14 protein-coding genes are annotated in these 15443 nt (G+C 64.1%); 7 read left to right on the top strand and 7 right to left on the bottom strand.

Annotated elements, in window-relative coordinates; translation table 11 throughout:
• The first annotated feature begins 201 nt into the window (after positions 1-201).
• Both F2P46_RS02795 and F2P46_RS02790 read left to right on the top strand, forming a co-directional pair.
• Positions 202-486, top strand: a complete 285-nt coding sequence (locus tag F2P46_RS02795) for a CopG family ribbon-helix-helix protein (protein WP_166885015.1) — start codon at positions 202-204, stop codon at positions 484-486.
• Between the two features lie 49 nt (positions 487-535).
• The gene (locus F2P46_RS02790) at positions 536-784 is read left to right on the top strand and encodes a type II toxin-antitoxin system RelE/ParE family toxin (RefSeq protein ID WP_229508984.1); all 249 of its coding nucleotides are present in this window, start codon (positions 536-538) and stop codon (positions 782-784) included.
• Positions 785-843: 59 nt separating this feature from the next.
• Here F2P46_RS02790 and F2P46_RS02785 read toward each other — a convergent pair whose 3' ends face one another.
• Genes F2P46_RS02785 through F2P46_RS02775 form a run of 3 tightly spaced genes read right to left on the bottom strand, consistent with a single transcriptional unit; the run spans position 844 to position 3290 of the window.
• Complete coding sequence (locus F2P46_RS02785) at positions 844-1149, bottom strand: DUF962 domain-containing protein (protein WP_166885013.1); 306 nt, start codon at positions 1147-1149, stop codon at positions 844-846.
• A 19-nt stretch (positions 1150-1168) separates the two neighbouring features.
• Positions 1169-1978, bottom strand: coding sequence for an alpha/beta fold hydrolase (locus tag F2P46_RS02780; RefSeq protein ID WP_166885011.1), 810 nt, complete (start codon positions 1976-1978; stop codon positions 1169-1171).
• Between the two features lies 1 nt (position 1979).
• Positions 1980-3290 (bottom strand): O-acetylhomoserine aminocarboxypropyltransferase, encoded by a 1311-nt coding sequence (locus tag F2P46_RS02775; RefSeq protein ID WP_166885009.1) that lies wholly within the window; start codon positions 3288-3290, stop codon positions 1980-1982.
• A gap of 345 nt (positions 3291-3635) precedes the next feature.
• Here F2P46_RS02775 and F2P46_RS02770 point away from each other — a divergent pair, with 345 nt between their 5' ends.
• From F2P46_RS02770 to F2P46_RS02755, 4 genes are all read left to right on the top strand, one after another.
• Positions 3636-4088, top strand: coding sequence for a CBS domain-containing protein (locus tag F2P46_RS02770; RefSeq protein WP_166874557.1), 453 nt, complete (start codon positions 3636-3638; stop codon positions 4086-4088).
• A gap of 1 nt (position 4089) precedes the next feature.
• Positions 4090-4980, top strand: coding sequence for a PhzF family phenazine biosynthesis protein (locus tag F2P46_RS02765; RefSeq protein WP_166885007.1), 891 nt, complete (start codon positions 4090-4092; stop codon positions 4978-4980).
• A gap of 1 nt (position 4981) precedes the next feature.
• Entirely contained in the window at positions 4982-6037 is a 1056-nt protein-coding gene (locus tag F2P46_RS02760; RefSeq protein WP_166885005.1) for a WD40 repeat domain-containing protein, read from the top strand.
• Positions 6038-6110: 73 nt separating this feature from the next.
• Positions 6111-6899, top strand: coding sequence for a hypothetical protein (locus tag F2P46_RS02755; protein ID WP_166885003.1), 789 nt, complete (start codon positions 6111-6113; stop codon positions 6897-6899).
• A gap of 33 nt (positions 6900-6932) precedes the next feature.
• Here F2P46_RS02755 and F2P46_RS02750 read toward each other — a convergent pair whose 3' ends face one another.
• Positions 6933-7508, bottom strand: a complete 576-nt coding sequence (locus tag F2P46_RS02750; protein ID WP_166885001.1) for an SMI1/KNR4 family protein — start codon at positions 7506-7508, stop codon at positions 6933-6935.
• Between the two features lie 115 nt (positions 7509-7623).
• Complete coding sequence (locus tag F2P46_RS02745) at positions 7624-8598, bottom strand: GlxA family transcriptional regulator (protein ID WP_166885000.1); 975 nt, start codon at positions 8596-8598, stop codon at positions 7624-7626.
• 120 nt (positions 8599-8718) lie between these two features.
• On the opposite strand from F2P46_RS02745, the gene F2P46_RS02740 reads away from it, so the two are divergent.
• Positions 8719-9609: an MBL fold metallo-hydrolase gene (locus F2P46_RS02740; protein WP_166884998.1), complete on the top strand. Its 891-nt coding sequence runs from the start codon at positions 8719-8721 to the stop codon at positions 9607-9609.
• A 25-nt stretch (positions 9610-9634) separates the two neighbouring features.
• Here F2P46_RS02740 and F2P46_RS02735 read toward each other — a convergent pair whose 3' ends face one another.
• On the bottom strand, positions 9635-12781 hold the full coding sequence (locus F2P46_RS02735) for a ligand-binding sensor domain-containing diguanylate cyclase (protein ID WP_166884996.1): 3147 nt from the start codon (positions 12779-12781) through the stop codon (positions 9635-9637).
• Positions 12782-12963: 182 nt separating this feature from the next.
• A complete protein-coding gene (locus F2P46_RS02730) occupies positions 12964-15225 on the bottom strand; it encodes an EAL domain-containing protein (RefSeq protein WP_166884995.1) in 2262 nt (753 codons plus the stop codon).
• Positions 15226-15443 lie beyond the last annotated feature (218 nt).

The raw sequence follows: 15443 nt of genomic DNA, 5'->3' as shown, positions 1-15443 counted from the left end.
GGCCGCTTGCAGCCGTTCGGCCATGATCTTGCCGAAGCGATCGGCACCTTCGTCGATGCCGCAACTCTTACGCTGTGCGGGGAACTTGTCGCCTTTCGGTCGCTCTAATAGTAGCTTGTCGTTGAAAATGCACGCCAAAGTGATGCAAGCGCCATGCGATAATCCGTTTCATACCGTATTACGTGATTTTTGGAGTCTGCCATGTCCGACCTCACAGCAACGGCGCTTGAACTTGATCGGGAAACCCATCGTCGTCTGACTCGCTTGGCTGAATCACGCCGAGTTACGCCGCGCTTGATCATGAACGAAGCCATTGAACAGTATCTTGAACGCGAGGAAAAGCGCGAAGCATCCCGGCAGGAAACCCTTGATGCATGGAACGAGCATCAGGCAAGTGGGTTGCATGTGACTGGCGAAGAGGTAATAGCATGGCTTGAGACGTGGGGCGAAGAAAACGAGCTACCTGCTCCCGAGTGCCACAAGTGACAATATTTGCACATATCATCAGGCCCAAAAAACTGTTCCGAGCGCTCTTATGCCGCAGGTACGCTTTTCAAGAAGAGCGCTAATCGACCTGAAAAGGTTGCGTGAATTCCTTCGGCCCCAAAGCCAGGCGGCGGCCAAGCGCGCCACGGAAGCGATCGTCAACGCCATCGGGGTGCTGAAACAGCATCCGTGCATTGGGCGTCCGATAAGCGACATGCCGGACGGTTACCATGAGGTACTGATTTTTTCGGCAATACGGGCTACATCGCCCGCTATCGATACAGTAAAGGCGAGGTGACGATTTTGTCGGTGAGCCATCAGAAAGAAGCTGCGTCATAAGAACGGATCGTTGGGCGCCTACCAGCTCAGCTTCCCCGTCAGCATCTGCCAGTACATCACCCAATCGCCCATGAACGAATACAGCGGCTGCGCAAACGAGGCCGGCCGGTTCTTTTCATAGAAAAAGTGCCCGACCCACGCGCCACCGTAGCCCGACACCAGCGCCGCCACGATCCACCAGGCATTCATGCTCACCACAGACTGCGCCAGCGCTGCGAGCGCTGACGTGCTGCCGAAAAAATGCGCCCGCCGGCACAGCATGTTCGCATGCTGCGTCAGGTAGTAAGGATAAAACGCGGCGAAGCTGGCGTGGCGGGTCGACATGCGGCTCTCCTGACGCCCGCTATGCCGGTGCGGTGGCGAACCCGAACAGCGCGTCCAGCACGGCGTCCGGCTGTTCGGCCATCAGCTGGTGCCCGGCATCGACCTGGACGATCTTGCCATGCTTGATGGCCGACGTCAGCACCTTGGTCGAACGCGGCGGCGTCATCATGTCCTTGCCGCCGAAAATGAACAGGGTGGGGCAGCTCACCGCCTCCGCCGCGACCTGGCCGTTGGCGTACGCATTGCAGGCGTAAAAATCGGTGTAGAACAGCTGGTCCGGATTGATGGCCGACATGCGCTGCATCAGCCGGCGCGCGCCGCCCATCGTATAAAACCCCGGCCCAGGGCACGACGGTTTTTGCGCCATCGACGAATGCGAGAAGATGTTGACCATATCGATCGCGGCCTGCTCGTTGTTCTTGGCCGTATCGAGCAGCGCATCGGACACCTTCATCGGATAGGTGGTGCCCAGGAGCGCCAGGTGCGTGACCCGGCGCGGCGCCTGGAACGCCGCTTCGAGCGCGATCAGGGAGCCCATGCTGTGGCCGGCCAGGATGGCGCGCTCGACACCGGCGGCGCCCAGCACCGCCAGCAGCCAGGCGGCCATTTCTTCGACGCTGTGCAGGGCCGCGCCCTTGCTGCGCCCGTGGCCGGGCAGGTCGACCGCCAGCACATTAAAACCGTGGTGGGCAAAATAGCGCGACTGCAAAGCCCACACCGAATGGTCGTTCTGGGCGCCGTGGATGAAGACGATGGTCGGCTGGGCTGTGTCGAAGGCTTTGCCGCCGGTGTAGCAGTAGGCGTCGACGCCGGGCATGTTATACATCATGTCAGGCTCCCTTCTGCGACAGTTTCAGGCCGCGCGCCAGGTCTTCGATCAGGTCGTCCACGTTTTCCAGTCCGATCGACAGGCGCATGGTGCCTTCCTTGATGCCGGACGCGGCCAGCTGTTCGGTCGGCACGCGGAAGTGGGTGGTCGACGCCGGATGAATCACCAGCGACTTGGCGTCGCCCACGTTGGCCAGGTGCGAGAAGATCTTGAGCGCGTCGACAAAGCGCCGCCCGGCGGCGCGGTCGCCCTTGAGGCTGAACGAGAACACCGCGCCGCAACCCTTGGGCAGCAACCGCTTGGCCAGCGCGTAATCGGGATGCGACTCCAGTTCCGGATACGACACCGATTCCACCGCAGGGTTTGACAGCAGGAATTCGACCACCTTGCGCGTGTTGGCCACGTGGCGGTCCATGCGCAGGCTGAGCGTTTCGATGCCCTGCAGGACCGCGAACGCGTTGTGGGGGCTCATCACCGCGCCGAAATCGCGCAGGCCTTCGCGCCGCGCGCGCAGCGAAAACGGCGCCACGGTCGACTCCTCGGCGAACACCATGCCGTGGAAGCCCTCGTACGGCTCGCACAATTCGGCGAAGCGCCCGGTCTTGTCGTACGCGGCCTGCCAGTCGAAGGTGCCGCCGTCGACCAGCAAGCCGCCGATGGCGGTGCCGTGCCCGCACAGGAACTTGGTGGCCGAGTGGAAGACCAGGTCGGCGCCGTGATCGAACGGGCGCAGCAGATACGGCGTGGTGAAGGTCGAATCCATCATCAGCGGCAAGTGATGGTCGTGCGCGATGGCCGAGACGGTGGCGATATCGAGCACGTCGAGCCCCGGATTGCCCAGCGTTTCGGCGAACAGCACCTTGGTGTTGGGGCGGATCGCGGCGCGCCAGGCGTCAATGTCGCGCGGGTCGACGAAGGTCGTTTCAATGCCAAAGCGCTTGAGGGTGTAGGCCAGCAGGTTCTGCGAGCCGCCGTACAGCGCGCGCGAGGCGACGATGTGCGAGCCGGCCCCGGCGATGGTCACCAGGCCGAGGTGCATCGCGGCCTGGCCGCTGGCGGTGGCAATGCCGGCCACGCCGCCTTCGAGCGCGGCGATGCGCTCTTCCAGCACGGCGTTGGTGGGGTTCGAGATGCGCGAGTACACATGGCCGGCGCGCTCCATATTGAACAGCGAGGCCGCGTGGTCCGAGTCCTTGAACGCGAACGAGGAGGTGAAATAGACGGGGGTGGCGCGCGCGCCGGTGGCCGGGTCGGGCGCGGCGCCGGCATGCAGCGACAGGGTGTCGAAGCCGGGATATTGAGGTCCGCTCATGGTGGGCTCATCTCATGGAAAAAGGATGGGCCGAATCGTAGCACGCATGCGTTGCACAAAAGCGTGGTTTGCTCGTTAAAATGGTGCAAATGCCAATCGGGCCCTGTCACCAGTGCCATGATCCATCGCAATGCTGGATTTTTTGCCAAGCTTACGCTACAGTCGGAGCTAGGGCTTATAAAAGACATCCCTTGGGGAACTCGAAAAACCGTAGCGAGCGGTGCAAGTTTAGTCCAAGAAGCGCAGCCGTACGAAGGTACGGTGAGCATCGTAGGGCGAAAATTGCGACGCGCAGTAGGTTTGTCGAGGCGCCCCCTTATAACCTCACCAGATCAGGCGGTCACCATGAAAGTCTCAGAAATCCTTCAAGTGAAGGGCAACATCCTCTATACCGCAACGCCCGAGATGCTGCTCGTCGATGCCGTCAACACCATGGCCGAAAAGGACATCGGTTCGCTGGTGGTCATGGAGTTCGGCGACCTGGTCGGCATGCTGACCTTTCGCGAAGTCATCAAGGTGCTGCACAAGAATAACGGCGCGGTCGGCGCGGGCACGGTGCGCAAGCACATGGACGACCATCCGATCACCGTCACGCCGGACACCGAAGTGAACGAAGTGCGCCGCATGATGCTCGAAAAGCACGCGCGCTACCTGCCGGTGATGAACGCCAAGACCCTGCTCGGCGTCATTTCGTTCTACGACGTCGCGCGCGCGGTGCTGGAAGCGCAAAGCTTCGAGAACCGCATGCTCAAGGCCTACATCCGCGACTGGCCGGCCGAAACCGCACAGGAAGACTGATTTGAGCCCGGCCCCGGGCGCGACGCGCCGCTTCAAGCAGGTGGACGTGTTCACCGGCGTCGCGCTCAAGGGCAATCCCCTGGCCGTGGTGTTAGACGCCGACGGCTTGTCCGACGCCGACATGCAAGCGATGGCGCGCTGGACCAACCTTTCCGAAACCACCTTCGTGCTGACGCCGCGCGATGCGCAGGCCGACTACCGCGTTCGTATTTTTTCTCCCGATACCGAGTTTCCGTTTGCCGGCCATCCCACGCTGGGAACGGCGCATGCCTTGCTTGAAGCGGGCCTGGTCCCGCGCCGCGCCGGCACGCTGGTGCAGGAATGCGGCGTGGGGCTGGTGCCGATCGACGTCGGCGCCGGTGGCATGCTGGCGTTTCGCGCACCGGTGGCCAGCCTGGCGCCGCTGGCGCTCCAGCACCAGCCATTGCTGGCGCGCGTCTTGCCGGACACTGAGCTCGATGCCGGATGCACGCCGCTGATCGCCACCATGGGCATCGCCTGGCTGGTGGTGCGCCTGGCGAGCGCGCAAGCCTGTCTTGATGCGCGCGTCGACGGCGCCGCGCTGCAGGAACTGACGCGCCTCGGCGTGACCGGCGTGGCGATCTACGGCCCGCATGACGCCGACGGGCCGGCCGATTACGAGGTCAGGGCGCTGTTTACCAAGCACGGATCGCTGGTCGAGGACCCCGTTACCGGCAGCGCCAACGCCTGCATCGCGCGCGTGCTCCAGGCGCAGGGCTTTCCCGACGGCGGCGAGACCGGCCGCGCTTACAGCGCGCGCCAGGGCATCTGTTTGCAGTGCGACGGCCGCATCGCGGTCACCTATGTCGATGGGCAGCCGTGGATCGGCGGCCAGTCGGTCACGGTGATCGATGGCGTGGTGCGCATCTAAGATGTGGCATCGCTATGCATGCCTGATCGTCGCAGCCAATGTGGCCGGCGCCGCGACGGCGTCGGCGGCAAGCCCGGACACACCTTGTGGCAAGCATGATGCCGGGGCGGCCGGCAACGTGGCATTGCCGGCGATGAGCATCAAGACGGCGCTGTATGGGGTGGCTGTGTCGGGCCGCTTACTCAAAGTCGACCTCGATGGCGGCAAGACGACCATTCTGTCCGACCACGGTTTCGAATCGATGCCCTCCTTGCGCGCCTCAGCCGACGGCAGATGGCTCAGTTATAGCGGCGTGCTCAAAACGGGTAACAAGACGCAGTACTGGCTCTACGACCGGCGTCGTCATTCAGAACAGCTGGTGTATGAACACCCTGCATGGGGTGGTGGCATTCCCGCATTTTCGCCGGACAGCCGCTACCTCGCCATTGGCGCCGCTTACGACAGCCGCTGGGGCGGCGCCAGCGGCGATGGCCTGTTCCTGTTTGATACCCAAACGTCGCGCTTGTTACCCGTCAAACTGCCACCAGGAATATCCGGGCGGCAGGCATGGCCATCGACCAGCTGGTCGCGCGACGGCACGCTGCTATTGCTGGCGCGCGGGTTGTTGCCTGATGCCCGTTTCAGCTATGTTGGCTATCATCCCGCGAGTACGAGGAGCAGCATGCTGTCGGGCCAGTACGATGCGCAGGAACATCGTTATACGTTCAAGCGTGGTAACAAGACCATACCCGCCGCCGATGAAGGCGTGCCGCGATCTGACATCGCGCACGAATCGGGCTGGTCGCCGGGCAGGCAGTGGCACGCCTACTTCGACCAGCGACAGGATAGCCGTCCGTATCAGCTGCTTGTTGCAGACAAAGCCGGCGCGATCAGGCCGGTCGCTGTGGGCGGCTATTCCCAATGCGAAGGCTACACGCTCAACATCATTGGCTGGTTTGACGAGCGCCATCTGCTGTACCGAAGCGGCATGACGACGTACCGGGTCTTCGACGCGGAAACGGGGAACACGGCCGATCTTCCGGGCGAAGACGACATGCCGCTGTCATTCACGTGGTAGAGCAGTGCCGGCCTGTCCCGGTCCGTGACCGCTCCCCATGAACGCCTACGCGCGCGTCTACGATCTGCTCGCCGTGCCCGATGCACTGCGCGCCTGCGCCCTTGGCGCCATCGCACTGCCTGTCGCTGGCGCCGAGGCGCCGGCGTACTGGTATGGCTTCCCGCCCGCGCTCATCCCGCTCTGGAGCGAGCCGTCAGGCCCGTCGTACCATGGCTATTGGAAGCACTGGTTCATCGAGCGTGAACCGACGTATGTGAGGATGTATGTCGAGTGGCCCACCGCGCTGGAGCTTGCCCGCACGCCCGCCCAGCTGTTCGCGCTGGTGGCCATCAGGGCGATTGTGGAAAGTGACGCGGTGACGCCGCAAGTGGCGGCGTTCGCCACGGCGGTCGGCATCGGCAACCTTGACCAGATCGACGCGGTGTCGCTCGACACCGGCGACGATGCGCCAGGTCTGGTCCGGCTCGACCAGTTCGCGGTCGATGCGCCGTTGGCGTGCTGTTCCGACCCCGTTTCGTACGGCGGAAGCTTTCCATTGTCTACCCAGCCACCCGGCGCGCACGCGCTGGCGCGTACCAGCCAGTTCGAGCTCGATGCCGATGTCCTTGCTGGCTGGCTTGGGGACGCGGGGTGTCCGCCGTGGCTCTCCACGCGGGCGCAGTCCCGGCTGGCGCTGTGCCGCAGCTACCTTGCCCAGGGGGCGTTCGGACTGGCCTGGCTCACCATCAATGCGCGCGGATGGTCGATTGCCGACGCCCGTACCGCTGTCGCGGAACTGGCCGTAGCGGCGGGCGACCCACGGTTCGAGGTGCTCGCCTCGGCGTGGCTGGCGGTTGCCAACGACAGCGCCGGCGGGTATTGAGATTGCGCCAGGGCGGCCGGATGGTGCTTTTTGTTAGTGCCCTGAACCGTGCTGCTCGAAGTCGGGTGGCCAGTACTCCCGGTTCGGTGGCCTCACCGAAAAATAGATGCCACGGGGCGTGGTGAATTGCTCAAGGACTAATGCGCCGGCAGCGATACGCGCTACGAATTGCTCCAGGAACTCTACAAGCGTCTCGGCGACAGGCTCGGCCGTCGGAGAGTCGTGCGGGACATAATAAAGCTTGCCGGAATCTTCGTTGTGGCGAACGCAGAGATAGTCGCCGTTGGAGCAGAACAAGGGAACGAGCGTCATTGCTTCGGCTTCGCCGGGGCGGTCCGATTCGAGGGAAATCTGTAGTTCTGTCGAATGGTCGCCGACGAACGCGAGCGATATCCATTCCCAACCACCAAAAATTGCGTCGCCTTGGCTGCAACCATCCGCTTGGCGATACAGCTGGTGAACTGGATCGGGAAGCCGAATGCCAGTTTCCTGCTCAAATGAATCGATTTGCGCTGCGCTTGCCGGCTCGCTCAATCGCTTCGATAAGTCGGGATGAAGCGCTTCAACAGCACGCCGAGCTTCTCCGAATGCATGCTCCACACTTGCCACGATCTGTCTCCCGGTTGCGAACGTGATATCGGCGCCATGCCGATGCTGTTACAAATTTTAGCATGGCGTTTGAACGCGGATAAATACGTGCCGGTCCAGCCCGAATCTGACATCCTCAGTCCGCTGCGGTTGCCATGTTCTGTCCAAACGTCCTGCGCCAGTCCCTCGGGCTGACTTGAAACCGTTTTTTGAAGTGCTGCCGCAACGAAATCGGCGTCTGGAACCCCGCAAGATCGGCAATTTTCTCGACTGACAGCGATGTCGTTTCCAGCAGGTCGCGCGCGCGCTGCAAGCGCTCGTTCACCAGCCAGTCGACCAGCGTCATGCCGGTCGCCTTGATGAAGTGACGGGTGAACGTGCGCCGGCTCATCGACGTTCGCGCCGCCAGTTCATCGATATTGTGCGCGATGGCGAGATGTTCGCGCAAATAGTCGAGAAGACGATTGACCTGGGCGTCCTGCGTCGAAACGGCCATCGGTTGTTCGATGAACTGCGCTTGTCCACCTTCGCGGTGCGGCGGGATGACCATGGTGCGCGCGACCTTGTTGGCGATTTTGGACCCGTAATATTCGCGCACGATGTACAGGCAACAATCGAGCCCGGCGCCAGTACCCGCCGAGGTGATCAGCTTATCCTCCTCGACATACAGCGCATTCATGTCGAGCCGCACGCGCGGAAACCGGGCGCTGAAATCCTTTTCGGCCATCCAGTGCGTCGAGGCGCTTTTGCCGTCGAGCAGGCCTGCATAGGCGAGCGCATACGCGCCATAGCACAGCCCGACGACGTGGGCGCCCCTGGCATGGGCGCGCGCCATCGCCGCCACCAGATCCGCCTCGGGAGGCATGTTCAAGTCGTCCCAGCCCGGCACCACCACGATGTCGGCCGTTTCAACGAGTTCGAGTCCGCCATCGGGATGCATGGTCAAGGCACGTTCCGCCGTCAGGGGCCGGGCGCCCGAGGACACGATCTTCAAGTCGAACAGCCGTCCTTCGGGCAACTGTGCGTTGAAGATCAGGTACGGCACCGCGAAGTGGAACGGGCTGAAGTTGGGATAGACGATCAGGGCGACGACGGGCGTTTTTGTGGTCATGAGGAGCGGAAAAGTGGCATATGGCCCAATCGTGTCGTTAAATGGCTTGCGGGTCAATTTTATACGGAAGGCGATGCGCCCACAATACTGCTACCGAACACAAATCAATGGAGTAGCAAAATGCAACGAGTAAAAACCCTGGTTATCGCCCTCACCCTGGCCCTTGGCACGGTCGGCGTCGGCGCCCACGCAGCGGCCCCTGACGCTGCGGCGACGACCGCGCCAACGGTGCAGATCCAGCAAATCCGTAACGCGACGGCCCGGATCAGCTATGCGGGCAAGACCTTCCTGATCGATCCATTCCTGGCAAAGAAGGGCGCCTATCCGGGCTTTCCGGGAACGTTCAACAGCCAGTTGCGCAATCCCATGGTCGAACTGCCGATGTCGGCGAAAGACGTCATGAAGGGCGTTGACGCGGTGATGGTCACCCATACTCACCTTGACCATTGGGACGGCGGGGCTCACCAGTTCATTCCAAAAGCGATTCCGCTGTTCGTGCAGCATGAAGCCGATGCGACGCTGGTTCGCGGACAGGGCTTCACCAACGTCCGGATCCTCGGGGAAAACACCGTGTTCGAAGGCGTGCAGTTGACCAAGGCCGGCGGCCAGCACGGCACCGATGCCATGTTCGCCACGAAGCCGCTGGCCGAGGCGCTGGGCGAGTCGATGGGCATTGTCTTTCGCGCCCCAGGTGCGAAAACCGTCTACGTCGTCGGCGACACCGTATGGCGTTCCGAGGTTGACCAGACGCTGGAGAAATTCAAACCCGATGTCATCATCCTCAACGCCGGCGACGCGCGCGTGGTCGGCTACACCGGATCGATCATCATGGGCAAGGACGATGTGCTCCACGCCTACCAGGCAATGCCGAACGCGACGATCATCGCCACGCATATGGATGCAATCAACCATACGACCCTGAGCCGCAAGGAACTCAAGGACCACCTCAAGCAACATGGTATCGGCAATCGCGTGCGCGTTCCGGCCGATGGCGAAACGCTGGCATTCTGAGGCCCTGGCGCTCCTCGGGCGAGACTCAGGCCGGGTCGTTCGACAACGCCAGCGCCGCATGCGCTGGCGTCAACTGGTCGCTTGAACTGATCAGGGTCGCGCGCCCGGTATCGATCATCGCCTGCGCGCCCAGGTGCAGTTTTGCGATCAGTTCGGCGTTGTCGCCGCCTGCTTTGGGCCGCAGCGCGCTCCAGCCGTTGCGGCCATTGGCCTTGATCCAGTACAGCGCAGCATCGGCCAGTTCGACCAGGTGCTCCCAGCTCACGCGCTCGGAATCGTCGAGGTACAAGCCGCTTTCGGCCAGCCCCACCGAGCAGGTCAGCGCGACGGTGATGCCGTCGCCCAGGTCGAACACCTGGTTGGCCACCGCGCGCCGGATGCGTTCTCCCAGCACCGGCACGAACTGGCGCGTGCTGGGCCGGCACACCAGCAAGAATTCTTCTCCGCCCCAGCGCACGATGTAGTCGCCCACCCGCACCTGGGCGCGCAGCACGTCGGACACCTGCTGCAGCACGCGGTCGCCCGCGCGGTGGCCGTAGGTGTCGTTGATGCGCTTGAAGTGGTCGATGTCGACCAGCGCAAACAGCAGCGTGTTGTCGCTCGAGCCGGTGCGCTTGTTCTCGCGTTCGTAAAACGCCAGGTCGGCCGGAATCTGGTTGCTCAGGTAGCGCCGGTTGTGCAAACCGGTCAGCGGGTCGGTCTGGCTGGCCAGCTCCAGCGCGCGGTTGGCCACATGCAGCTGCTCGGTGCGCTCGGCCACTTGCAGTTCGAGTGCGGCGCGCTGCTTTTCGTGCGCGCGGCGCTGCAAGCGGTAGCCGCCGTACACGGTGCCGCACAACAGGGCCAGCAGCAGGCCGTAGAACCAGCTCGTTTCGTAAAAGTGCGGGGCGATGGTGAAGTCGAGCCGCGCCGGCAGTTTGTTCCAGACGTCGGCATTGTTGCTGGCCTTGACTTCGAAGGTGTACGAGCCGGCCGGCAGGTTGGTGTAGTTGACCGAGCGCGGCGCCCCGGCCGCCAGTTCGCGCCAGTCCTTGTCGTAGCCGTGCAGGCGGTAGCGCAGCACCACGCTGGCCGGGTCCTGGAAACTGAGGGCGGTAAATTCGAAGGCCATGTCGCGCGCGTCTTCGCGCACGCGCATGCTGCCGGCCTGGCCCTGGCCGATGTCGCGCCAGGTGTCGAGCACGCGCACCCGCTCGATCACGGCCGTCGGCGCGGTCATGTTCTTGGTCAGGCCCATGGTGTCGAGCGTGACCACGCCGTCGCGGCTGGGCAGCCACAGTGTGCCGGCCGGGTCCATGAAGCCCTTGGAGGTGCCGGCGCCGTTGCAGCAGTAACCCTGTTCGCCGCTGCGCCGGTCGCCGCGTTCGTTGAGGATCATCTCGGCATTGACGGTGCGCGACTGGCCGTTCTGCACCTGGCGCATGTCGGCCACCGGCACCCGCAGGATGCCGCGCAGCCCGGCCGACCAGAGGTAGCCGGCCGCGTCTTCGGTCAGGAAGAACGGCGCGTTCGGCGGCAAGCCTTCGGCGGCGGCGAATTTGTGCCAGCGGCGCCCGTTGAACAGGTACAGCTCCTCGGTCAGCGAGCCCAATACCAGCGAGCCGTCGCGCAGTTCGGTGATGGCGGTGATGTCCATGCCCGGTTGCAGGCCGCTGTCGAGGCCAATCTGTTCCATGCGCTCGCCGCGCAGTTCGTACAGCCCGTCCTGGGTGCTCACCAGCAGGCGCCCGTCTTTGAGTTCGCGCACCTGGCGCGCGCGCACGTCGTGCAAACCCTCGTTCTTGCCGAACCTGGTGAGCGCGCCGCCGACCAGGCGGAACACGCCCTCGCTGGTCGGGAACCAGATCACGCCGTTGCGGTCGCGTACGATGCCGTTGATCTGCGCGCTCGCCATCGGCGCGAACATGGCCGGCGCTTCCAGTTTGCCGCCCTGCCACAGCACCAGCCCGCGACGCGTGCCGATCCAGACCCGGTCGGCGTCGGCCAGCAGGTTGTAGGCGTGCGGATGGGGCAACTGGCTGCCGCTGAGCACCTGGCGGAAGCGCCCGTCGCTGTACACGCTCAGGCCATCGCTGGTGCCGACCCAGGTGCGCCCGTCCGGCGCGCGCGCCAGCGACCAGACGATCGGTTCGGTCAGCCCTTCGGCCGCCGCCAGGCGCCGGGTCGAGCCGTTCCACAGGCGCACCAGGCCCTGCCACTGGCTGCCCAGCCACAGGTTGCGCTCGCGGTCTTCGAACGCCGCCAGCACGCCCTTGACTGCGGCCGGGTTCTTTTCGGGGATGATTTCGGTGGCCTTGCCATTGCGGATGCGCCCCATGCCGGCGTTGCTGGCCACCCACAGGTTGCGGTCGCTATCGTGGTACAGCATGGTCGTGGGCGAGCTTTGCAGGAGCGGCTCGCCGGTGGCCGCGACCAGGTCCGCGCCTTCGCGCGTAAACAAGCCGACGCTGGTGCCGATCCAGATTTTTCCTTGCGCTTCCGCCAGCCGGGTGACCACGCCCTGGCGCATCCCGGCCGGCAGGGGAATCAGTTCGGTCTCCTTGCCGCGGCTGTGGAAAATCCCGCCGGCGCCGCCGATATACACGCCGTCGGCGCTTTTCAGCAGGGCGGTGGCCGGGGCCGGGCTGCCCGGACGATGCACCAGCTTGCCGCCGTCGTAGTCGAACACGCCGCTGCTGGTGGCCACCACCAGCCGGCCCTGGTCCTCGACCATGGCGTGGATGTCGAGCACGGGAAACTGCAGCGGGTCGGCCGGCGCAATGGCGCGGAACACGCCGTTCTCGACGACGGTCAATCCCTTGTAGGTGCCGACCCAGACGCGCCCGGCGCTGTCGGCCAGCAGGCTGCGGATCCACACGCCGGCCATGGCCGGCTGGTTTTCAGGCGAATAATTGGTGAAACGTACGCCGTCGAAGCGCGCCAGGCCGGCCTGGGTGGCGATCCAGATGTAGCCTTGCTGGTCCTGGGTGATCGCTTGCACGCTCACCTGCGGCAGGCCGCTCTGGATCGACCAGCTGGTGCGCACGAAATGGCGGAATGCCTTGTCGGGGTCGAGCGCCGCCGCCGGGCGCGCTACCACCAGCGCCGCCAGGCCCGCCAGCAGCAGCAGCGCGCGCACGCGCAATGCGCGCCGCGCCAGGGTGGGGAAGCGCCGCGAAATAATCGTACTCATGCATTCATTCAAGTTGGCGCCCGTCCATTGAAAAGCATGGATACGATATTACGTGAACGCGGGCGCGCACGGGGCGCGCATGCGGCGTTTACGGCGACGGCAGGGGCTGATGTTGCCGACGTGCAACGGTTGCGTGCTGATAGGCTATTTCAGGGCCGTATGGCCGGCGCCGGCCACGGGAATCAGGGCGCGCCGATGCTGCCTTCATCGTTGAGCCACTCGTACAGCGCCGCCGTGGCCATCGGGCGCGCGAACAGGAAGCCTTGCGCCAGCGGGCAGCCGAGCGACTGCAGGATGGCGGCCTGGCGTTCATCCTCGACCCCTTCGGCGATCACCGACAGGCCCAGGTTGCGCCCGAGCTGGATGACCATTTCGGCAATGCTGCTGCCGCGCGCCGAGTGCGTGATTTCGGTCACGAAGGCGCGGTCGATCTTGAGCCGGTCGACCTGCAGCCGCTGCAAATACGACAGCGACGAGAACCCCGTGCCGAAATCGTCGATCGCGATCGACACGCCGGTGTGCTTGATCTGGGCCAGCATCTTGATCAGCAAGTCCGGTTCTTCCATCGCCATCGACTCGGTGATTTCGAGTTCGATGAATTCGGGCGGGGCGCCGGTTTCTTCCAGCGCCGAGCGCAGCATGTCGAGAAAATACGGGTGGCGGAACTGCACCTGCGAGACATTGATCGACATGGTGAACTGGCGGTGCCCGGCATCGCGCAGGCGCACCAGCTCGTGGCAGGCGCTGCGCAGCACCCATTCGCCGATATCGATGATCAGGCCCGAATATTCGGCGATCGGGATGAAGCGGTCCGGCGAAATATAGGTGCCGTCGACGGTCTGCCAGCGCAGCAGGGCTTCGGCGCCGACCGGGCGGCGCGCCGTCAGGTCCATTTGCGGCTGGTACACCACGAACAGTTCGCCCTTGGCAAAGCCGGTGCGCAGCGCGTGCATCATGCGCACGCGCTCGCGGATTTCCACGCCCATGCTGCGCGAAAAATAGAAGTGGCCGGCGCGCTGCTGGCTCTTGGCGCGCTTGAGCGCGATGTCGGCGTCCTTGAGCGCGTCGGCGCCGCTGCCGTCGTGTTCCGACAGGCGCACCAGGCCCAGGGTGGCCGACAGCTGCACATCCTGGCCGTCGATCGAGAAGGGCGTTTCGAACAGCGCCAGGATGCGCACCGGATTGACGGCGGCGGCGTCGCCCAGCACCGAAAAAATATCGCCGCCGATGCGCGCCACCGTCAACTGCTGGCCGAGGCGCTGTTGCAGGCGGCTGGCCACGGCCACCAGCAGCAGGTCGCCGAACTGGTGGCCGAGGGCGTCGTTGGTTTCGGCGAAGTGGTCCAGGTCCACCAGCGACAGGGTGGCGTCGTCGCGCCCCGGCCCGGCCAGGGTGGTGTCGAGGATTTCGACCAGGCGCGTGCGGTTGGGCAGCTTGGAGAGCTGGTCGTAAAAGGCGGCGTTGTGCAGGTGGCTGACCAGCTCCACGTTGTCCAGTCCCACGGCCACATTGCTGCAAAAGACTTCCAGCAGGCGCTGGTCGAGTTCGCCCAAGGTGCGTCCCGGCGCCAGGAAGGCGACGAAATCGCGGCTCGATTTGCCGGCGAAGAACAGGGTCACCGCACCCGGCTCGTAGATGTTGCGGCGCTGCGCCAGGGTGCGCTCCATCGCCGCGGCGACGGCGGCGTCTTCCGAGGCGGTCAGGTTGCCGCTGCCGAGGCGGCGGTAAACGCCGGCCGTGGCCATGATGTGCAACTCGCGGCAGCGCGCGTCTGGGCACTCCTGCACGCACAGCACCCCGTTCGGCTCGACCCCGAGAATGTCGGCGATCTGCGCCAGCACGCCGGCGGCGAAGTTTTGCACGCCGTGCAGCGCCATCAGCTCGGTGCTGGCGCGCACCACCCGATCGAGGCCGTGCCGGTTGGCGCTGATCGCGCGGATTTGCTCGTACGAGCGGATCGCCGCCGTCACCGTCGTAAACAGCTTGATGCGGGTCAGTTCGGACTTGGTCTTGTAATCGTTGATGTCGAAATCGCGGATGGCGTCGATCTCGGGCGCGTAGCCGGGCTGCCCGGTGCGCAGGATGATGCGCACGTCGGCCAGCTTGAGCGTTTCGCGGATGTAGCGCACCAGGTGCAGGCCGGCGTCGTCCTGTTCCATCACCACGTCGAGCAGAATGACGGCGATGTCGTGTTCGTACTTGAGCATTTCGCGCGCCTGGCCGGCCGAATAGGCGTGCACGAATTCGAGCGGGCGCTGTTGCATGTCCAGGTTGCCGAGCGCGAAGGTGGTGGTCGAGTGCACGTCTTCGTCGTCGTCGATGATCATCACGCGCCAGACGCCGCCCGTTCCAACGCTGACAGGCGCACCGGGGTGTTCCTCCAAAAATACCAGGTCGTCGTGGTCGTCCTCAAGGTCGTCCAAGGGCGTGCTCGATGGGGGCATGTGTCGCTTCTCCAGGCGTTTTCCGGTAATGAGGCGTCGCCAATATACGTCCGATTGTAACAATCAACGCAGCTTGGTGCCGACCGGCCGACACCGATTGCAGCGCAATGCCACTGCTTTTCCATAGCATGCCACGAATTTGGCTTACTGTATCTATTGGCAGCGAGAAAAAGAAATTGCACAACAGATCAAGATAGTTGGCAAGATGTTCAGAAGTG

The sequence above is a fragment of the Massilia sp. CCM 8734 genome (assembly GCF_011682155.1).
In the GTDB taxonomy this organism is placed as follows: domain Bacteria; phylum Pseudomonadota; class Gammaproteobacteria; order Burkholderiales; family Burkholderiaceae_D; genus Telluria_A; species Telluria_A rubra.
The sequence above is the reverse complement of the archived record's forward strand: the minus strand, read 5'-3'. Positions and strand labels throughout refer to the sequence as shown.